At 67.6% G+C, this 19,273-nt stretch carries 21 protein-coding genes; 9 read left to right on the forward strand and 12 right to left on the reverse strand.

Annotation, left to right across the window (positions count from 1 at the left end; all coding sequences use genetic code 11):
* Positions 1–2: 2 nt before the first annotated feature.
* Positions 3–800, reverse strand: coding sequence for an enoyl-CoA hydratase/isomerase family protein (locus GPY60_RS12675; RefSeq protein ID WP_231639607.1), 798 nt, complete (start codon positions 798–800; stop codon positions 3–5).
* The gene (locus GPY60_RS12680; protein WP_231639609.1) at positions 797–2,020 is read right to left on the reverse strand and encodes a cytochrome P450; all 1,224 of its coding nucleotides are present in this window, start codon (positions 2,018–2,020) and stop codon (positions 797–799) included. Before GPY60_RS12680 ends, GPY60_RS12675 begins: the two co-directional genes overlap by 4 nt.
* A 68-nt stretch (positions 2,021–2,088) precedes the next feature.
* Between GPY60_RS12680 and GPY60_RS12685 the strand changes: the two genes are divergently transcribed.
* On the forward strand, positions 2,089–2,901 hold the full coding sequence (locus tag GPY60_RS12685) for an enoyl-CoA hydratase-related protein (RefSeq protein WP_156688026.1): 813 nt from the start codon (positions 2,089–2,091) through the stop codon (positions 2,899–2,901).
* A gap of 2 nt (positions 2,902–2,903) precedes the next feature.
* Positions 2,904–4,106: an acyl-CoA dehydrogenase family protein gene (locus tag GPY60_RS12690; RefSeq protein WP_156688027.1), complete on the forward strand. Its 1,203-nt coding sequence runs from the start codon at positions 2,904–2,906 to the stop codon at positions 4,104–4,106.
* A 2-nt stretch (positions 4,107–4,108) separates the two neighbouring features.
* On the opposite strand, the gene GPY60_RS12695 is transcribed toward GPY60_RS12690, so the two are convergent.
* The 5 genes from GPY60_RS12695 to GPY60_RS12715 are packed head-to-tail and all read right to left on the reverse strand — an operon-like array spanning position 4,109 to position 8,767.
* Positions 4,109–4,867, reverse strand: coding sequence for an enoyl-CoA hydratase/isomerase family protein (locus GPY60_RS12695; RefSeq protein WP_156688028.1), 759 nt, complete (start codon positions 4,865–4,867; stop codon positions 4,109–4,111).
* Positions 4,864–5,664 (reverse strand): enoyl-CoA hydratase/isomerase family protein, encoded by an 801-nt coding sequence (locus GPY60_RS12700; protein WP_156688029.1) that lies wholly within the window; start codon positions 5,662–5,664, stop codon positions 4,864–4,866. The genes GPY60_RS12695 and GPY60_RS12700 overlap by 4 nt, the downstream gene beginning before the upstream one ends.
* A 6-nt stretch (positions 5,665–5,670) precedes the next feature.
* Complete coding sequence (locus GPY60_RS12705; RefSeq protein ID WP_156688030.1) at positions 5,671–6,522, reverse strand: enoyl-CoA hydratase/isomerase family protein; 852 nt, start codon at positions 6,520–6,522, stop codon at positions 5,671–5,673.
* Positions 6,519–6,752 (reverse strand): lipoyl domain-containing protein, encoded by a 234-nt coding sequence (locus GPY60_RS12710; protein ID WP_156688031.1) that lies wholly within the window; start codon positions 6,750–6,752, stop codon positions 6,519–6,521. The genes GPY60_RS12705 and GPY60_RS12710 overlap by 4 nt, the downstream gene beginning before the upstream one ends.
* Positions 6,749–8,767, reverse strand: coding sequence for an alpha-ketoacid dehydrogenase subunit alpha/beta (locus GPY60_RS12715; RefSeq protein ID WP_156688032.1), 2,019 nt, complete (start codon positions 8,765–8,767; stop codon positions 6,749–6,751). The genes GPY60_RS12710 and GPY60_RS12715 overlap by 4 nt, the downstream gene beginning before the upstream one ends.
* A gap of 106 nt (positions 8,768–8,873) precedes the next feature.
* On the opposite strand from GPY60_RS12715, the gene GPY60_RS12720 reads away from it, so the two are divergent.
* The 3 genes from GPY60_RS12720 to GPY60_RS12730 are packed head-to-tail and all read left to right on the forward strand — an operon-like array spanning position 8,874 to position 11,591.
* A complete protein-coding gene (locus tag GPY60_RS12720) occupies positions 8,874–10,148 on the forward strand; it encodes a serine hydrolase domain-containing protein (RefSeq protein WP_156688033.1) in 1,275 nt (424 codons plus the stop codon).
* Positions 10,149–10,206: 58 nt separating this feature from the next.
* Positions 10,207–10,659, forward strand: coding sequence for a nuclear transport factor 2 family protein (locus tag GPY60_RS12725; protein ID WP_156688034.1), 453 nt, complete (start codon positions 10,207–10,209; stop codon positions 10,657–10,659).
* Positions 10,659–11,591 carry a TIGR03619 family F420-dependent LLM class oxidoreductase gene (locus tag GPY60_RS12730; RefSeq protein WP_156688035.1) on the forward strand — a complete coding sequence of 311 codons (933 nt, stop codon included), beginning with the start codon at positions 10,659–10,661 and terminating at the stop codon, positions 11,589–11,591. Before GPY60_RS12725 ends, GPY60_RS12730 begins: the two co-directional genes overlap by 1 nt.
* On the opposite strand, the gene GPY60_RS12735 is transcribed toward GPY60_RS12730, so the two are convergent.
* Genes GPY60_RS12735 through GPY60_RS12755 form a run of 5 tightly spaced genes read right to left on the reverse strand, consistent with a single transcriptional unit; the run spans position 11,588 to position 16,107 of the window.
* Complete coding sequence (locus GPY60_RS12735) at positions 11,588–11,986, reverse strand: nuclear transport factor 2 family protein (RefSeq protein ID WP_231639611.1); 399 nt, start codon at positions 11,984–11,986, stop codon at positions 11,588–11,590. The two genes, GPY60_RS12730 and GPY60_RS12735, sit on opposite strands and share 4 nt — an antisense overlap.
* The gene (locus GPY60_RS12740) at positions 11,983–12,378 is read right to left on the reverse strand and encodes a Zn-ribbon domain-containing OB-fold protein (protein WP_231639613.1); all 396 of its coding nucleotides are present in this window, start codon (positions 12,376–12,378) and stop codon (positions 11,983–11,985) included. The genes GPY60_RS12735 and GPY60_RS12740 overlap by 4 nt, the downstream gene beginning before the upstream one ends.
* Positions 12,375–13,541, reverse strand: coding sequence for an acetyl-CoA acetyltransferase (locus GPY60_RS12745; protein WP_156688038.1), 1,167 nt, complete (start codon positions 13,539–13,541; stop codon positions 12,375–12,377). The genes GPY60_RS12740 and GPY60_RS12745 overlap by 4 nt, the downstream gene beginning before the upstream one ends.
* Complete coding sequence (locus tag GPY60_RS12750; RefSeq protein ID WP_156688039.1) at positions 13,538–15,037, reverse strand: class I adenylate-forming enzyme family protein; 1,500 nt, start codon at positions 15,035–15,037, stop codon at positions 13,538–13,540. The genes GPY60_RS12745 and GPY60_RS12750 overlap by 4 nt, the downstream gene beginning before the upstream one ends.
* Positions 15,034–16,107, reverse strand: a complete 1,074-nt coding sequence (locus GPY60_RS12755) for an LLM class flavin-dependent oxidoreductase (RefSeq protein WP_156688040.1) — start codon at positions 16,105–16,107, stop codon at positions 15,034–15,036. The genes GPY60_RS12750 and GPY60_RS12755 overlap by 4 nt, the downstream gene beginning before the upstream one ends.
* A 99-nt stretch (positions 16,108–16,206) precedes the next feature.
* On the opposite strand from GPY60_RS12755, the gene GPY60_RS12760 reads away from it, so the two are divergent.
* From GPY60_RS12760 to GPY60_RS12775, 4 genes are all read left to right on the forward strand, one after another.
* Positions 16,207–17,034, forward strand: coding sequence for a MaoC/PaaZ C-terminal domain-containing protein (locus GPY60_RS12760; protein WP_156688041.1), 828 nt, complete (start codon positions 16,207–16,209; stop codon positions 17,032–17,034).
* A gap of 2 nt (positions 17,035–17,036) precedes the next feature.
* Positions 17,037–17,675 carry a TetR/AcrR family transcriptional regulator gene (locus GPY60_RS12765; protein ID WP_156688042.1) on the forward strand — a complete coding sequence of 213 codons (639 nt, stop codon included), beginning with the start codon at positions 17,037–17,039 and terminating at the stop codon, positions 17,673–17,675.
* Positions 17,665–18,414, forward strand: coding sequence for an SDR family NAD(P)-dependent oxidoreductase (locus tag GPY60_RS12770; protein ID WP_156688043.1), 750 nt, complete (start codon positions 17,665–17,667; stop codon positions 18,412–18,414). Before GPY60_RS12765 ends, GPY60_RS12770 begins: the two co-directional genes overlap by 11 nt.
* Before the next feature lie 70 nt (positions 18,415–18,484).
* Complete coding sequence (locus GPY60_RS12775) at positions 18,485–19,252, forward strand: enoyl-CoA hydratase-related protein (RefSeq protein WP_156688044.1); 768 nt, start codon at positions 18,485–18,487, stop codon at positions 19,250–19,252.
* Positions 19,253–19,273 lie beyond the last annotated feature (21 nt).

Raw genomic sequence — 19,273 nt, forward strand, 5'->3', positions numbered from 1 at the left:
GTTCAGCGTCCACGAAAGTTCGGGTCGCGTCGCTCGCTGAAGGCCGCCATGCCCTCGGCGACGTCGTCGGTCGCGGCGACCTGCTCCACCAACAGCGCCTCGGTACGGAAGGCGGCATCGCGGTCGACGTCGAACGCCTGATTCAGCATCGCCTTGGCCGCCGCGAGCGCACGGGTGGGCCCCTCGGCGAGGCGATTGGCCCAGGCCGCTGTCTCGGCTTCCAGGTCGTCGGGGGCGACGACCTTGTTGACCAGGCCGAGGTGTTCGGCCTCCGCCGCGGACAGCTCCCCGCCGAAAAACAGCAGCTGCTTTGCGACGTTGAACGGGACCTTGCGCGCGAGCAGATAGGCGGCACCCCCGTCCGGCGCGAGCCCGCGCCGCGCGAAAAGCTCGATAATGCGGGCACTTTCGGCGGCCACGATGAGATCGCAGGCCAGCACCATGCTGGCGCCCACCCCGGCGGCGATCCCGTTGAGCGCGCACAGCACCGGTTTCTCGCAGTCGAGCAACGCGGACACCACCGCCTGAGACCCGGTGCGCAAGATGCGGGCGGCGTCGCCCGCAACGCGGTCCTTCTTGGGCTGCATCCCGGGATCCCGGAGATTCGGTCCCGTACAGAAGTGCTTGTCACCGCGGCCGGTGAGCACCACCGCCCGGACGCCTGGCTCGTCGGATGCCGACCGCAGGTGTTCGATGAGGGCTTGCTGCACCGCCCGCGTCACCGAGTTGCCGGCCTCGGGGCGGTCCAAGACCAACCAGAGCACCGCGCCCTCGGTGCGGACGGCAAGCCCGGGGGTCACAGCCGCATCGGCACGCTGGCCGGGCCGCGCACGGAATTGGTGTGCACGTACGTCACCGCGCCTTCGTCGACGTCCCAGGTGGGGAACCGCTTCAGCGTCTCCTCCAGAGCAATCCGGGTCTCCAGGCGGGCCAGCGCCGCGCCCAGGCAGAAGTGCGATCCGTGCCCGAAGCTGATGTGCCGGATCCCCGTGCGCTCGACGTCGAGGACGTCGGGGTTGACGTATTGGCGTTCGTCGCGGCCTGCCGACCCCGTCAGCAGGGCAACGCGCGATCCCGCCGGGATGAGCGTGCCGTTGTAGGTGGCATCGCGTTTCGTGTAGCGGCCCTGTACGGGCGACGGCGCGTCATAGCGCAGCAGTTCCTCCACGGCGTTGCCGATCAGGTCCGGCCGGTCGACCAGCTTGGCCCGCTGGTCGGGGTACCGCGCCAGCGTCAGCGCGGCCCATCCCAGCAGGCGCGCGACGGTCTCGTTGCCGGCGACGTTGATCATCGCGATGAACATCAACACTTCACCGTCGTCCAGGCGACGAGTCTTGCGGCCCGCCTGGACCAGGTCGGAGGCCATCAGGCTGCCGACGATGTCGTCGGTCGGTGTGGCCCGCCGTCGCTGAATCTGATCCGCGTAGTAGGCGAACAGCTTCGCGTTGGCCTGCTGGCCCTCCTCGCTGAGCTGGGTCGTGCCCTCGTCGCGGTGTAGCTGGGCATCCGACCACTCACGCAGGTTGTCGTGGTCTTCCTCGGGAAAGCCCAGCATGGAGCTGATCACCATCACCGGGAGCTTCATCGAGAACTCGCGCACGTAGTCAAAGCCGCCCGTCCCCACGAACGCATCCAGGTAGTCACAGCAGAGCGAGCGCACCCGGTCCTCGAGCTGAGCAATCTGGGTGCGAAAGAATGTGCGATTGACCATCTTTCGCAGTGCGGTGTGATCGGGTGGATCCATCATGATCATCGCCCGCGGCGACGGCCACGGCTCGTCGGTGATCGCATCGAGGGTGAGCCCATGCGACGAGGAGAACGTCTCGGTGTCCAACGACGCCTCCATCACGTCGCCGAACCGGCTCAACGCGTAGAAGTCGTAATGCGCGTTGTAGTACGTTGGCGCTTCGTCGCGCAGCCGTTTCCAGACCCCGTACGGATTCTGGTGCAGCGCGCGGTCGAACGGATCCCAACGTAACTCGATCGTCGTCATCGGCACCGTCCTCTCGTCAAAGAACACTATTACATTATCTGTATAGTTGCACCATCGGCGACGATGTGCTTGCCCGGTCTTGAGGAGGATTAGCGATGGAAACGCGAGAACTCGAGCACGTGATCTACCAGAAGGACGGCCCCATTGCGCGGATCATCCTCAACAACCCCAACGCCGCCAACGCACAGTCCTCCGAGATGGTCCACAGCGTCAACGAGGCGCTGGACGACGCGCAGTACGACTATGACATCAAGGTCGTGATCATCAAGGCCAACGGCAAGGGATTCTGCTCAGGCCACATCCCCACCGGCGCGTACCCCGAATTCATGGCCGAACTGCAGGCGTCGGGGAAGGTATGGCGTTCAGCGGCACAACTGTTCCTGTGGCCGGTGCTGAAATTGTGGGAATTCCCCAAGCCGGTGATCGCCCAGGTGCACGGGTATGCGATCGGCGGCGGCACGACATGGGCGCTGATCCCTGAGATCACGGTGTGTTCCGAGGACGCGTGGTTTCAGATGCCCTTGGTGCCGGGGTTCGGTCTGCCGGGCGCCGAGACCATGTTCGAGCCGTGGGTGTTCATGAACTACAAGCGGGCCGCCGAGTACCTCTACACCGCGCAGCGGTTGAGCGCGGCGGAAGCGCTCGAGTTCGGCCTCGTGAACCGGGTCGTCCCCGCCGACGAGCTCGAGGCCACCGTCGAGGACCTGGCCGCACAGATCGCGAAGGCGCCCCTGATCACGTTGCAGGCCGTCAAGTCCGGCGTCATCCGCGCGTGGGAGACGATGGGCTTTCGGACTCACCAGCAAGCGAGTAACGACCTGCAGGCGATGGTGACCGGCAGCAAGGAGTTCCAGGAATTCATCGCGGAGCTCATGAAGAAGGGCTCCAAACCGACTGAACGCATTTAGCCATGCCACTAAAGCCCATCATCAGATTCGGCGGTGACGAGAGCACCGAGACCCTGCGTGCCTCAATCCGCGGGTGGCTGGCTGACAACCTCCCCGACGAGTTCCGCCGCACCGCGGCCAATCCCGACTACCTGCCGCGCGACGCTCACGAACGTGCGGTCGCGTTCTGCAGGGCGTTGCACGAGCGGGGATGGTTCGTGCCGCATTGGCCGGCCGAGTACGAGGGCGGCGGACGCGGGATCGTCGAACAAGTGGTTATCCGTGAGGAGCTCGCATATGCGGGCGCCCCGCTGGTGAACACCAACGGCGTGAACATGTTGGCACCGGTGCTATTCAAATACGGGACACCCGAACAGAAGTCGGAGCACCTGCCCGCCATCGCGCGCTCGGAACGCATGTGGGCACAGGGCTATTCGGAACCGGAGGCCGGTTCGGACCTGGCGTCGCTGCGCATGACGGCCCGGCGAGACGGAGACGAGTACGTCCTGGATGGGCAAAAGACGTGGACGAGCAACGGCGTGCTCGCGGACTGGATCTTCGTCCTGGCCCGCACCTCGCCGGTGGCCGACAAGCACCAGGCCGGAATCTCGTTCTTCCTCGTCGACCTGCAAAGTCCGGGCATCACGCGCCGGCCGATCCGGTCGATGACCGGTTATCCGACCTTCGCCGAGGAGTTCTTCGACGGTGTGCGCGTGCCCGCCGCCAACCTCGTGGGGGGCGAGGGGGAGGGCTGGACGGTCGGGAAGGCGCTGCTGGCCGCCGAGCGGTCGAATATCACCAGGGCGGCCCAGGCTCAGCGCTACCTCGACGAGCTGATCGACTGGTGTCACGCGCAGAAGGGCTCAGCGCACGACCCGCTGTCCGATCCGGCCAACCGCATCGCGTTGGCCCGCGCCGTCGAACGCGTCGAGGTGGGCCGCGCCCTGTCCTACCGGGTAGCTCACCTGCAGGCGGCCGGCGCGCTGGACCCCGCGCTGCCGTCGTTGTCGAAGCTGTATCACTCCGAGCTGACCGCCGAACTGCGCGGACTCGGAGCCCAAATCCTCGGCCCGGCCGGCGAACTCATGCCGGATGACCCCGGCGCCGTGCTCGACGGGCACTTCTCCGAAGGCCTCTTGTTGTCGTTGCTCCACACGATCGGCGGCGGCACCAGCGAGATCCAGCGTGACCTGATCTCGACGGTCGGCCTGGGCATGCCGCGCTGACGTCAGGAGTAGGCGGCTCGTCCTGCGGCGGCCGCCGAACGTTGCTGCGCCACGGTCGCCATCGCCAGTTCGAGCGGATGAAACGCGGCGAGCTGAGCGGCCTCGGCGGAGCTGATGAGGCGCTTGGTCATTTCGACCGCCCCGGCGTCGGCTCGCGCCAGGTCCCCGGCGATGGCTTCGGCACACGCGATCGCCGAACCGGGCTCCACTACATCGGTGACCAGTCCCAGGCGCTCGCCCTCGGCCGCCGACAGGCGGGCTCCGCGCAGCAGCAGCGAAGCCGCGCGGTGCCTCCCCAGCTGCTGGGTCAGGCGCCAGGCCAGCCCGCCGTCGGGAACCACGGCGCGGGCCACGAACGGGGCGGCGAAGTAGGCGTCGGACGCGCACACCACCAGGTCGCACGCCAGCGCCAGGCTCCATCCGAGGCCGACAGCGGCGCCCTCGACCGCGGCGATGGTCGGCACCGGCACCGCCTTGAGTTGCTCCATCACCCGTTGGGCATGTTCGACGCGCCCGGCCGGGCCCAACGGGCCACTGCCGTGGGCCGGCCCCGTCTTCAGATCGCCACCCGCGCAGAAGAATCCGTCCGCCCCCGCCAGCACGACGCCGCGAACGTCATCCGCGACGACGCTGTGCAGGACGTCCGACAGTTCGGTCCACGACTCGTAGCGCAGGGCATTGCGCTGTCGCGGCCGGTTGAGCAGCACCACGGCGACGCCGTCGCGGTCTTCCCGACGGATCAGCGGATCGCTGACTGTCACTGTCGCCCGAGGAACTTGTCGATGGCGGCGCGATGCTCGGGTGTGGTGAAGCACTCTGTCTCGGCCGAGATGCCGTATTCGAGGATGCCGGTGATCGCGCGCTGGGCGTGCAGATTCAGCGTCCGCTTGGTGTCCTGTACCGCCCTTGGCGGCAGCGCGGCGAGTCGGTGGGCCACCTTGAGCCCCTCCTGCTTGATCTCCGCGTGCGGTACGACCCGGTTGGCCAAGCCCAACTCGACGGCCTTGTCGGCCTTGATGCGTTCGCCGAGCATCAAATACTCCTTGGCCTTCAGCAGGCTCATCAGCAGTGGCCACAAGACAGATCCACCGTCACCGGCGACCAGTCCGCTCGCGACGTGGGTGTCGGCGAAGAAGGCGCGGTCGGACATCAGGACGATGTCACACAACACCGCGATGCTGCACCCGAAGCCGACCGCGGGCCCGTTGACGGCCGCGACCACGGGCAGCGGAAAGTCGATCATGTCGCGGACGATGCGGCGGGCGTCGCGCATGCCGGCGCGCCGCGTCACCGGGTTGTTGACGTGGGTTTCCAACCACTCCACGAGGTTTCCGCCGGCGGAGAAGTAGTCGCCCGTGCCGGTGATGAGCACCGCGCGTGCTTCGGGATCCTCAGCAAGATCAGCCCATAGCCTCGTGAATGCCGTGTGCATTGTGTTGTTGACTGCGTTGGCGTCGTCAGGGTTGTTCAATGTCACGATCCGAACGGGACCGTCGGTGGCCACGAGGATCTCCTCGCACCCGGTCAACTCCGACGTGCCTTGCGGTAGCTCGGTCATGGGCGGTCAGCCATCCTCGCGCGGCGCCAGCCACGCGGATCGTCTGGTCTGAACGAACGCGTCGCGGTCATGGCTGACCGCCCAATCCGGCGATCGCTTCTGCAGGAATGCCGTAAAGGCCTCGATTTGTTCGGCGGTTCCGATCGACGACCAGTAGCCCGTCACGTCGACGGGCGGGAGCGCGCGCGCCATCTCGCGTTTGACGGCCGCGCGGGCGACGGGGCCAGTCTTTCGGACTCGCTCGAGCAACGCATCGACTTCCGACCGCAGGGAGTCGTGCGGGACAACTTTACCAACCAGACCGAGTCGCTCGGCTTCGGTCGCATCGACCCAATCATTGCCGTAGATAAGGTGATTGGCCCTCAGCGTGCCCAGCCGCTGCGGCAGGCGGGCGGCGACGAACGCCTCATACACGCCGCGGGTCAGGTCCGGGACCCGGAACCGGGCGCGGTCGGACGCGACGACGAGGTCGGCAAACAACGTCATCACCAAGCCGCCGCCCATGGCGATGCCGTTGACGGCGCAGACGACGAGTTTCGGTATCTTGCCCAGTGTTTCGAATGGCGTGCCGTCGTAGGACTCGGTGAACGCGTCCCAGCTGCGATCCGGATTCTCCACGGCGTTCATGTCGCCGCCCGCACAGAACACATCGCCCGTCCCGGTGATCACCAGGAAATTCAGGTCCGGTTCGTCGGCGACGATCATCGCGGCCCGCTTGATCCCGTGATAACCGTCGGCGGTGACGGCGTTCCGCTTCTCCGGTCGGTTGATGGTGACGGTCAGGGTGTCGCCGTCGATGCGCCCCTTGAGCTCGGCGGCGCAGAGGTCGACGTCGACGGAATCCGGTAGCGCGCTCACTGCGCCTCGATCACGGCGAGCAGTTCACCGACGTCATAGCTTGCCCCGGCGCTGATCTTCCAGGTGACGAGGCCACTGGCGGGCGCCTCGATGTCCATCTCGACCTTGTCGGTGGCGATCTGGTAAAGCGGATCCCCTTCGGAAACCTGGGCCCCGTCGGCCACGTAGATCTGAGTGACCTCCGCTTCGGTGATCGCGTCGCCCGGCTTCGGCATCCGCACCTCCGTCACACGATCCCCCTGATCGCTTCGACCAGTCGCGCGGCGTCCGGGCGGCAGGCGGCTTCCAATGTCGCCGCCCGCGGCACGGGCGTGTAGGTGCCGGCCACGCGCTGGATGGGGCTCGCCAGCACGCCGAAAAGATCCGTTCCGACGGCCGCGGCGATTTCGGCTCCCGGGCCGCAGAATCCGACGGATTCGTGGGTGACGACCAGCCGACGGGTTCTGCGGACGGATTCGAGGACGGTGGCCAGATCCAACGGCACCAGCGTGCGGAGATCGACCACCTCCACCGAAACGCTCTGCGCGGCAAGCTGGTCGGCGGCGTCGAGCGCGGCGTGCACCAGGCTGCCGTAGGTGCAGATGGTGACGTCGGTGCCGGCGCGTTTGACGTCGGCCTGCCCGAGCGGGATCACGTAGTCGGTCGTCGGGACGGGGCCCTTGCCGCCGCCGTAGTAAAGCTTCATCGACTCGATGAACAGGCAGGGATCGTCTTCTCCGAGGCAGGCGTTGAGCAGCCCGACCGCGTCGGCGGCGGTGCTGGGCCAGACGACCTTGATGCCGGGTGTGTGCATCGCCCACGCCTCGAACGCTTGCGAGTGCTGCGGGCCGGCCGCCGTCCCCACCATGGCGCGGATGACCATCGGTGCGCCCTGCCGGCCGCCGGACATGTACCGGATCTTCGCGGCGTGGTTGGCGATCTGATCCATGGCCACGCCGAGGAAGTCCACGAACATGAGCTCCGCCACCGGCCGGAGGCCGCCCAGCGCCGCACCCACGGCGGCCCCGATGATCGAGGATTCGGCGATCGGGGTGTCGCGCACCCGGTGGCTGCCGTACTTCGTCGACAACCCGGCGGTGATCTTGAACATGCCGCCCGACGGGTCGGCAATGTCCTCCCCGAGGAGCACGATCGAATCGTCGGCCGCCATCGCGCGGTCCAGGGTGCGGTGAATCGCCTGCACGAGGCCCAGGGTCTCCGTTTCGCCCTGGGGAATCGCGGCTCGCTCCGTTACCGGCGACGCGATCTCGATGCCGTCCGCGGCGAACACGTCGCGGGTCAGTTCATCGGCATCGGGGGGGTCGGCGTCGCGCGCGGCGGCGAAGGCCGCGTCGATCTCGGCGACCAGCTCCGCATCGATGCGGTCGAGGTCGGCCTCGTCGGCCAGGCCCTCCTCGACGAGCCGCCGCCGATACCGGGCGAAGGGCGGGTCGGCGCGCCTGGCGGCCAGTTCGTCCGGGTCGGCATACGGCATCTGGTCGCCGAAGTAGTGCCCCTGCAGGCGGTAGGCGACGGCTTCGACGAACGACGGGCCGGCCCCGGAGCGAGCCCGCTCGGCCGCCTCGGACACGGCTTGGTACACCGCGTGCGGGTCCGTGCCGTCGACCGTGACGCCGGGCATCGCGTAGCCCGCGGCCCGGTCGGACAGTCGAGCCGTTCGGGTGTACCCGGCCACCGGCGTGCACTCGGCCCAGGCGTTGTTCTGGCAGAAGAACACCACCGGAAGCGCCCACAGCGCCGCCATGTTCATCGCCTCGTGGACGTAGCCGATGCTGGTCGCCCCGTCGCCGAAGCTCACCAGCACCACGCGGTCGCTGCCCTTGATGGCCTCCGCCAGCGCGATCCCGTTCGCGATCAGGGGACCCGCACCCACGATGCCGGTGGTCCAGGCGATGCCATGCTCGGGGTCGTAGATGCCCATCGCGCCGGCCTTGCCCTTCGACAGGCCGGTGCCGCGGCCCAGGATCTCGGCGAAGTACCCGGGCAGGTCGATGCCCTTGGCCACGACGTCGCCGAGTCCGCGATAGGTGGTGACGAGTTGATCGGTGCTCGAGAGGGCGAGCGCGGCCCCCGCCGACATCGCCTCCTGACCGTCCACCGGCCAGTAGCTCATCGCGATTTCACCGGACGACAGCCCTTTTCGGACGCGCTGGTCGCAGTGGCGCACCTTGCTCATGAGGCGGTACAACTCGACGGCACGGTCGCTGCTCAGTGCCCGGGTTCCCGTGTCTACCTGCGTGGCCATCACCACTCCTTCGCGATGCGCTCCGCCGACGAGCATACAATACAATATGACGATATCTGTTCAGTCGTCCGATGGACGGCTCCCGGCAGGAAGAACTTCGACCTCGATGCCCGCACGCCCAGCCTTACAAGCCGGTGAAGGCCTGCCCACCAATGTGCACGGTGCCGCCGACCCCCGCTTTGCCTGCGCAGTGAAAACCTTCGCCAGACTCTTTCCCGGTCCCCGGTATGGCGGTGGCGCGCTGTCGGTCTACGTCGACGGCCAACCGGTCGTCGACGTGTGGACCGGCCGGTCGGATCGCGAGGGGCGGGTGCCCTGGTCCGCGGACACCGGCGCGATGGTCTTCTCCGCGGGTAAGGGCGTGGCGTCGACTGTCCTGCACCGGCTCGCCGACCGTGGATTGCTCTCCTACGACAACCCCATCGCGCAGTACTGGCCCGCGTTCGGCGCCAACGGGAAGTCCGACATCACCGTGCGCGACATGATGCGGCACACGACCGGCCTGTCCCGGCTCGGGACCGTCACGGCCGAGCAGTTGCTCGATCACCGATTCATGGAAGAGCGGCTGGCCGCGGCGCCGGTTGACCGTCTCGCCGGTCGAGCCGCGTACCACGCGTTCACCTTCGGATGGTTGGCATCCGGATTGGCCCGCGCGATCACCGGCAAGGGCATGCGGGAGCTCTTCCGCACGGAAGTCGCGCAACCACTGGACACCGACGGTATCCACCTCGGGCGTCCGCCGGCCGATGCGCCCACGAAGGCCGCGCAGACGATGTTCCCGCAACGGTTCTCGGGCGGGCCGGTGCTTGGCCGGCTGATTTCGCTCATGGCCAGGCTGCCGGTTCCGGGTCCGCTCGGCGCAACCTACGTACCCGGTATCACCTCGCTGGTACAGGGCGACATGGCGCTGCTGGACAGCGAGATCCCCGCGGTGAACGCGGTGGTGACCGCCCGCGGGCTGGCCAAGATGTATGGGGCGCTCACCAACGGCGGATCTATCGATGGGCAGCGATTCCTCTCGCAGGAATTGGTCGCGTCGCTCACGGGCAGGCGCAGCCTTCGGCCAGACCTCAACGTCTTCTTCCCGATGTCGTTTCACCTGGGGTACCACGGATCACCGGTACCGGGTCTCCTGCGGGGCTTCGGGCACGCCGGTCTGGGCGGCACCATCGGCTGGGCCGACCCGATCACCAAGAGCTCGTTCGGCTTCGTCCACAACCGACTGCTGACGCCGATGGTCGCCGACCAACTCCTCTTCGTACCGCTGCTGATACCGCTGCAGCGTGCCGTCAACGAGGCGCACGGCGGCGAGCTCGTCACAGTCCCACGGTTCGGCGCACGACCCTCCGACGAGGCGCGCACCGAAACCGCCGGCCGCTGACCCGACAACCTCAGGCGGTATCGTCTACGGGTCTCTATCCGGCCGGCACGGGAAGCAGATGGACATCTCGCGGGCAGTTCCCCATGCGGAACTCGAGGCGCTCTCCCGCAGGTATGCCGCGGCGGTCGATCGCCGAGATCGCGACGCCCTCCTGGCGGTGTTCGCACCCGACGCGTCCATGCTCGTCGAAAGGCCCGGGCGCGAACCCGGAACGCTGACCGGACACGGCGAAATCAAACGAGTTATCGACATCGTCGCGCGCTGGCCGCGCACGGCACACCTGGTCGCGCAGGGACTGTATGTCGTCGATGGGAAGTCGGCGGTCGGCGAAACCTACTGCACTGCCAATCACTTTCGTGGTGGCGAGCCGGACGGTCGCAACCACGTCATGCACATCCGCTACTTGGACCAATACTCGCTCGACGGCGAAGGACAGTGGCGGATCGCGCATCGCCGGGTCGTCGTCGATGCGACCGAAGATCGGCCTGCGTCGATCGGAGATCTCAGCTGATGGCATTGATCCAGCTTTCAATGGGGATTCCGTCGTACTCGGCGGAGGCGCCGTCCGACTGGAATCACCTGACCGAATGGGCACAGCTGCTGGAGCAGGCTGGATTCGACCGCCTGCTGGTATCGGAGCACGTCGCGTTCGGCATGAACATGGACGCGTACGCGGATCCGCGGACCGGCGGAACGGTAGGCGGTCGCCAACCGACCGGACCGGACGGGCACTGGCTGGAACCGCTCACGACGCTGACCTACCTGGCGGCGAGGACCGAGCGAATCCGGCTCGGCACGAACATTTTGCTCGCCGCGCTGCGTCCGGCCGCGGTCCTCGCGAAAACCCTTGCGACGATGGATGTTCTGTCCGGTGGCCGCATCGATGTCGGCGTGGGGGTCGGCTGGCAGCGCGAGGAATACGACACGGCCGGGGTGGACTTCGACCGGCGCGGGGCGATCCTGGACCAGACGCTCGAGGTATGCCAGCGGTTCTGGCGGGAGAACGAGGTGAGCTACCACTCGTCCGATCTGAGTTTCGAGCGGATACACCAGATGCCGAAACCGGTGCAGCCCGGCGGGATTCCGCTCTGGGTGAGCGGGACGGTGAACCGAGCGGTCGCTCGCCGGCTCGCGCGCTTTGGACGGGGCTGGATCCCGTGGGGTCCCGACGCGAGGGATGTCGCGGAGGGAATACGTCGAATGCGCGCCGCGGTCGAGCGCGCCGGCGGCGACCCTGACGGGTTCGGTATTGCCGGGACGCTGCGTGTCCAGACAAGTGCCGATGGCCGGCCCGACCTGTCGGCGGCCGCCGCGGAAGCGGCCTCGCTCGCGAACGCAGGCGTGACCGATCTGCGGATGACGCGCTGGCCCCTGCCCGACGCGAACCGGGACCGCGAGATGCCCGCCCTTGTCAGGGCGGTCCGTGACGCTGTCGGGGACTAGGGCGTGCGGATCGACTCGAGTTGCGCGGTGAGCAGCATCCGGTCGAAATAGCACCGTTCCAGGACGAGATCGCGCCCGCGGAAACCAAAGAGATTGACGCTCAACATGTCGAGCGGTGTGCCGGGCGCGGTCGTCCGCGTCTCCACGACCAGCCCGTCCTCGCCGTGGTAGAGCCCTTCGGCGGAGTATTGCAGGAGCGGGAGATCCGCCCACTGCTGCAACAACATTGCGCGGACCGCCTCGTCGCCATCGAAAACGGTTCCCGTAGGGATGATCTCGTAGCGGGGATGGGTGAAGGTGGCCATCGCCGCCTCGATGTCGCGCGCATTCTCGGCCGCGACGTGCCGGAGCACGAGCTCTTCGCGGGCGCGCCGCAGCGCGCTGTCAGGACTCACTTCGGTTCGAAGACAGCGAGGTTGCGGCCGTCCTCGAGCGGCACCCACGCCACGGTGACGCGGTCACCGACCGCGGGAGGGCGGCCGAACACGTTCGACATCATGCGGACACCTTCATCCAAATCGACGAGCACCACCGAATACGGCACCTTGTCGGCGAGTGCGGGGAGCGCGGCGCGGTGGTGCACGCTGACCGCGTAGACGACCCCGTCGCCGCTCAACTTCTCCCACGTCAGCGACGAACCGCCGCAGTGCGGGCAGACGAACCGCGGGTACCAGACCAGCCGCGCGCACGACTCGCATCGTTGGACAATCAGCTCGTGACGCCGGGTTGCGTCCCAGAAGGGTGCGGACGCCGGGCTGGGCTGGGGGACCGGCAGCGTATCGGTCACAGCGTGGCCACCGTTCCCAGAATCACGGTCGACGTCGCCGAGAGGACCCCGCCGGTGCCGTGTGCGACAGCCGTTTTCGCTTCCGGAACCTGGCGCTCGCCGCATTCACCCCGCAGCTGGCGTGTGGCCTCGACGAGCAGGAAGGCCCCGAACGCCCCGGGGTGGGTGTAGGCGAGGCCACCGCCGGACGTCTGACCCGGCAGCGCACCCCCGGGTCCCAATGTCCCGTCCGCGACGAACGGACCGCCTTCGCCTTTGCCGCAGAAGCCCAAGTCCTCGAGCGCTAGCAACACCGTGATGGTGAACGAGTCGTAGAGTTCGACCACGTCGATGTCGGCCGGGGTGAGGCCCGCGGCACGGAAGGCGGCCGGCCCCGAGAGCGCCCCCGGCGTGACGGTGAGGTCGGGCATTTGGGAGATCATCGCGTGCGAGGCCGCCGACGCCGCACCCAGGACGAAGGCCGCCGGCCTGGCCAGGTCGCGTGCGCGCTCGGCGCTCGTGACAACCAGCGCCGCGGCGCCGTCGGTGACCAGGCAGCACTCGAGCTTGTGCAGCGGTTCGGCGAGGAAGCCCGAGCCCAGGACGTCCTGGACGGTGATCGCCTCGCGCAGGTGAGCTCGTTCGTTCAGCGCGGCCCACCGCCGGGTGTCGACGGCGATCTGCGCCAGCTGTTCGGGTGTCGTCCCGTACGTCGCCATGTGGCGGTTGGCCGCCAGGGCGTAGGCGCTGATCGGGAGCATCACCCCGAACGGCGTCTCCCACTCCAGGCGCTCGGGAGTGGCGAAGACGCCGAGGCCCTTTTCACCACGCTTGCGGGCGGCGCGCGGCGTCGAGGCATAGACGATCACGACCGTCTCCGCCTCGCCGGCTGCGATCGCCGCGGCGGCGTGCTCGACGTACAACCCGTAGCTGGCGCCGCCGATCTGCGTGGCGTCGGTGAAGCGCGGCGCTATCCCCAGGTACTCGGCCAGCTCCACCGAATGCATGAGCGTGCCGCCGGTGCAGGTGCACAACCCGTCGACTTCGCGGAGCGACAAACCCGCGTCTGCCAGGGCGGCGGTGATCACGCGCGCCTCGAGCTCGCGCAGCGGAACGTCGATCACCCCGGTTGCCGAAACCTCCTCGGCCACGCCGACAATGGCGGCCACACCTCGGGTCGTCAATTTTCTGTCCCTTCGAAGAGCTCGCTCAGCCCTGGTTGGCTGACCTTGAGCGATGGTGTGCGGGGCAACTCCTCGACGATGACCAGCCGGGCCGGAACGTAGTAACGGCTCAATCGTTCACGCGCGTAGGCGAGCAAGTCTTCGGGCGTGGCGCGCGCGCCTTCGGTCAACTCGACCGCCGCGACAGGCACGCGGCCGAGCCGTTCATCGGGCAGGCCGGTCACGCCTACATCGCGGACCGCCGGATGGCTACGCAAGACATCGACGATCTCGGCCGGATTGACCTTGAAACCCCCGCGAATGATGACGTCGTCGGTGCGCCCGTCGATGAACACAAACCCGTCGGCGTCGACCCGGCCGAGGTCTGTGGTCCGCACCCATTCCCCGCCCATGGTGCGAACCTCGATGCGGCCCTGCTCGCCGGGTGGCATCTCGGAGTCGTCCTCGACAGACATGACGCGGATCTCCCGGCCGCGCTGCGGGCGCCCGACGCTTCCGCGTTTGAGGGTCGCCCACTGCCGATGCAAGGCGAGGTTCCAGCCGGCCACGCCGCCGGCGAATTCCGTTGCCCCGTAGGACGGCAGCACCGCGACGCCGTAGCGGCACTCGAACCTCGTCTGCAGCTCGACCGGGAGATGCGCGGTTCCCGAGGTCACCACCTCGACGCTCGAAAAGGCATCCGGGTCCACGCCCGCGTCGATCACCATCGCCATGGCCGACGGCACCAGGCTCACGGCCTTCGGTCGGTGCCGGAGTAGCAAGTCCACAAAGTCGGGAACGCGGAATCGCTCCAGGAGCGCGATCTTTCTCCCCTCGCAGATGTTGAGCAGCGTGCGGAACAGCCCGGACATGTGCACCAGGGGAGAGGAGACGATGGCGACACCCGAGCGGAGTTTGAGTTCCGAGTCACGCCCGCGCCCAACACTGTAATGCGCGCTGGCCGCTGCGACGGTCTGTTCAAACGATCTGTAGGTCAGTGGTATTCGCTTGGGCGGCCCCGTGGTTCCGCTCGTCAGCATCTCGACGGCGACGCCTTCGGCGGGCGGACGGAACGGGCCTGGTCCGGGATGTTCCAGCCCGTCCACAACGGCCGCACTGGCCGCGTCACTCAACGCCCGAATACCTAGCGCCCCAGCGGCAGCGTCGACGATTCCGGCGCGCTCCCAGTCGGCCTGCAACGCCACGACCGCAGGCAACCGCAGCTCGCGGATGTCGGCGCAGAGCCCGGCGTCACCCTGGGACGGGTTGATCGTGACCACGCAACCGCCGGTCAGCAGCACGCCGAGCAGGGCCCCCACCATAGCGGGATGATTGCGCAGCACGAGGCCGACGGGTGACCCCCGCCCCAAACCGACTGAGCCCAAGCAATGTTGGACGTCCGCGGCGACGTCCGACAGTTCCTGCCAGTCAATCCACTGGCCCTCGTACTCGATCGCGGGCGCCCGCGAGTCGAGGGCGAAAACCGCGCGGATGCGATCGGCGAGTTGCTGGCTCAAGCCGCGGCTGCCGCGAGCTCGGTCGCCGCGGGGATCACCTCTTGGGCGAACAACTTCATGGACTCGTACACCTTGGTGCGGTCCATGGCGCCACCGCGCGACATGCGCAGAATGATGTTGCGCCAGCCCATGTCGATGACGGTGCGCATCTTCTCGACGATGCGGTCCGGGTCACCCATCAGCGTGAGGTGCGAATTCAGCACCTGTTCGTAGCTCTGCTTGTCGTGCTTTTCGAACCAGTCCGAGTAGGCCTTGTAGTCGGCCGGAATCTCGCCGCCGCGCTCGAACGGGCTCGAATACTTGCGATGCGTCTGAATGGAGAGCTCGACGCTTTCGCGGGGGTAGCTGCGCGCGAACGCGTCGTCCTGGTGGCAGAAGGCGTTGAGCAGCGCCCACACGTGGCCGGTGGCGGCGTCCAGTCCTTTTTCCGATTGGACCTTCAGGTAAATGTCCAGCGCCCCCTGCAGATCGGGGTCGACCTGATAGGGGTTGCCGATGATCGCGCCGAACCCCTTCTCGGCGAGCCATTCGAAGCTGGACGGCGTCTTCATCACGGTGCCCCACACGGGGATCGGCTGCTGCGCCGGCCGCGGGTAGATCGTGACGTCCTCCAGATGGAAGTACTTGCCGTGGAAGCTGACGTTCTCTTCGGCCAGAAGGCGGCTGACGATCTCCACGCACTCCTGGTACCGGCCGGTGGCCTCCTCCATCGAGATGCCGAAGCCCTTGAACTCGTGCGCCTGATAGCCGCGCCCGAAGCCGGCGTCGAAGCGCCCGCCGGACAGGACGTCGACCAAGGCGATCCGTTCGGCCAACTGAATCGGCTCGTGGAAGGGCGCCACCATGCAGGCCGTACCGATGCGGATGCGCTCGGTCTGCGCGGCGATGGCGGTCGCCACTTGGGGCAGGTCCGGGAGCATGCCGTAGGGGGAGAAGTGGTGTTCGGCCAGCCAGATCTCGTCGTAGCCGAGCTCCTCCGCCCAGCGCGCCTCCTCGAGCACGTTGGCCAGCACCTCCCGCTCGCTGAGGTGGTTGGGCTTGTCGCCGAGGATGAACACGCCGAACTTCATGTCGGTCCCTCCCGCTCGCTTCGTTAAAAGTAGTTGCACTGACTGCCACAATAATGCACGATTGAACACATATCGTCAATCCGTTTAGTAGGGAGAGTCGTGGCTCTGTTCGACTCTGCGGTCGGAACCGTGTTGCCGCCGAGCACCTTCCGCTGGGGCGAGACCGACGTGATCCTGTACGCGTTGGGGGTGGGCGCCCGCCCGCCGTCCGAGCTGAGGCTCCTCAACGAGGCTTGCGGTCCCGATGTGCTGCCGACGTTCGCCCTGGTGGCCAACTGGTGGGCCGTCAAGGATCTGCGCAGTGCGCTCGACCTGGGGACGTATCCGATCGTGCACTCCGCGCAGTCGCTGGAGCTACACCGGCCGATCGGCGCCGACGGGGAAATGTCGGTGCAGGCCGAGGTGTCGGCGGTCTGGGACAAGGGCAAACACGCGGCCGTCGAGGTGACCAGCCGCGGCGCCGATCCGGACGGGACCGTGTTCGTCGCCAGGTCCCAGACCATGGTTCTCGGTGCGGGGGGATTCGGCGGCGACCGTGGACCCGCCGCGGAACCGGACCCGGACGGGCCGCCGGACGCGATATTCGACGACGTCGTCCGGCCCGAGCAGGCTGCCCTCTACCGCCTCTCGGGTGATCGCAACCAACTGCACATCGACCCGGAGGCGGCCCGGAAGTACGGCTTCGACGACGTCTTCCTGCACGGGCTGTGCACGCTCGGGTTCGCCGCGCGGGCGGTGATCGACCGGATCGGTGACGGGAACCCCCGGTCGCTGACATCCTTGAGCTGCCGGTTCTCCAAACAGGTAAAGCTCGATGCTCCGCTGCGGACGGAGATCTGGCGGACCGAAGGCTCGGTGCGTTTCCGGACGCTGCAGGGTGACGCCGTCGCCCTCAGCTCCGGAACCGCCACGCTGGCAGGGGTGTGAGCATGGACCAACGACGGGCCCGCGGGTTACGCAACCGACAGGCGCTCATCCATGCGGCGATCGAGCTGTTCACCACTCAGGGCTACGAGGGCACCACCGTCGACCAGATCTCCGCGGCGGCCGGGGTCGCGCCGCGCACGTTCTTCCATCACTTTTCCAGCAAGGAAGACATCCTGTTCGACGGTTACGCCGAGCGGCTGCAGGAGGCGATCCGCCGCTTCCGCGCCGCGCGGTCTGACTCCCTGTGCGACGCGCTCGCCGAGACGTCGATGGCCGTGGCCCGGGCCATCGTCGATCAGCCCGACATGTTCCTGGTCCGCGCGCGGATGTATCACAGCCTGCCGGCGCTGCGCGCGACGATGCTGCGGATCAACGAGGACTGGATCGATCAGCTCACGGCCGAGGTCGCGCGCTGGCTGGGCAGCGACACCCAACCGGACTTGCGGCCTCGGCTGGCCGCGACGCTGATCAACGCCGCCAACCGCGCAGCGATCGATTCGTGGGTCGCCGCCGGTGGTCGGGGCGAGTTGTCCCAACTGATGGCCGAATCCGTGGAGTTGGTGCGGCCCTCGATCGCCGCGATCGAGCGCACCGTCGCAACGTCCGGACCGGGACGAGGGGGTGGCAAGCGTGTCGGATGATTCCCGTCCGCTCGCGGTCGTCACCGGGGGAGCGAGGGGCATCGGTGAATCGATTGTGGCCGCGCTCATGTGTAGCGGGCACCGGGTAGCAGCGATCGACGTGAACGCGAAGGCCATTGCGCGCGCCGAGGATTCGGATGAGGCGAGATCGGGATTGCTCGTCCCGATGAACGTGTCGATCACAGACCGTGGCGCGGTCGAGGACGCGCTGAGCGGCTTGGTCGACCGGTACGGGCCCGTTCGGGCGTTGGTCAACAACGCGGGTATGACGCTGCCCGGCACGTTTCTCGATGAGACGGACGAGGACTGGGACCGCATTGTCGACGTCAATCTCAAGGGCACCTTCGTCATGGCGCAGGTCACCGCCCGGCAGATGGTCGCCCACGGCGGCGGGACCATCGTGAACGTCAGCTCGGTGTCAGCCCACGGGGTGCGCACCGGGCCGCCGGCCTACGCGGCCGCCAAGGCCGGTGTTGAAGGGCTGAGCCGGCTGATGGCCGTTCAGCTCGGGGTGCATGGGGTCCGGGTCAACACCGTCGTGGTCGGCACCACCGCGACGCCGTGGCTGTTGTCGCGCAAGACGTCCGACGAGCTGGCGCAGATGCGCAAGACGACGGTGACCGGAAACATCGGTGAGCCGGAGGACGTGGCGGGGGTGGTGGCCTTTCTGTGCTCGCCCGCCGCCAAACACGTCACCGGCCAACTCATTTCGGTTTCGGGCGGGCAGTGGATGCCATGACGTCGATGCGGAACGACGAGACAGATGCTGATGTAGTGTTTACTGCAACGAGACGATGCCAGGGGATGTCGTGGAACTGAAGAGAATCCTGTTCGACGTCTGCGAGCAGGTCGCCACCATCACGATCAATCGACCGGAACGGCTCAACGCCACCGACGACCTGACCCGCACCGAGCTCGGCATCGCGTGGGCGCGGGTGCGGGAGGACCCGAACATCCGGGTCGCCATCATCACTGGGGCCGGCGACCGCGCATTCTCCGCGGGTCAGGACATCCGGGCAACGGCCGAGGGCGGCATCCGCAACAAGGTCCCCGGCTCGCGGCTGCACCACAATGTGTGGAAGCCGGTCATCTGCGCCCTCAACGGAATCGTCGTCGGCGGCGGCCTGCATCAGGTCGCCGACGCCGATCTGATCATCGCGGCCGAGCACGCCGAGCTGATCGACACGCATCTGGCCGTGGGCAACGTGTTCGCGCTGGAGCCCGCCGTGCTGCTGCGCAGAATGCCGCTCTCGATGGTGATGCAACTCGGGCTGATGACCAAGCAGGGCCGGATCAGCGCGCAGCGGGGCTACGAGATCGGCCTGATCAACGAGGTCGTGCCCGCGGACCGGCTGCAGCAGCGGGCGCGCGAAATCGCCTTGGACATTGCGAAACTCTCGCCGGCGACGGTCCAGGCGTCGATCAAGGCGATGTGGGCCAGCCTCGATGTCGGGCTGCGCGCGGCCAACGACGTCGCGTATCGCTATGTGCTGCAACACCAGCTGACCCATCCCGACTACCGGGAAGGGATGCTCGCATTCGCGGAAAAGCGGGAACCGCGGTGGGTCGTCGAATGAGTCGTGGAATGAGCCGATGAG

The organism is Mycobacterium sp. Marseille-P9652, assembly GCF_902652685.1.
Taxonomy (GTDB): Bacteria; Actinomycetota; Actinomycetes; order Mycobacteriales; family Mycobacteriaceae; genus Mycobacterium.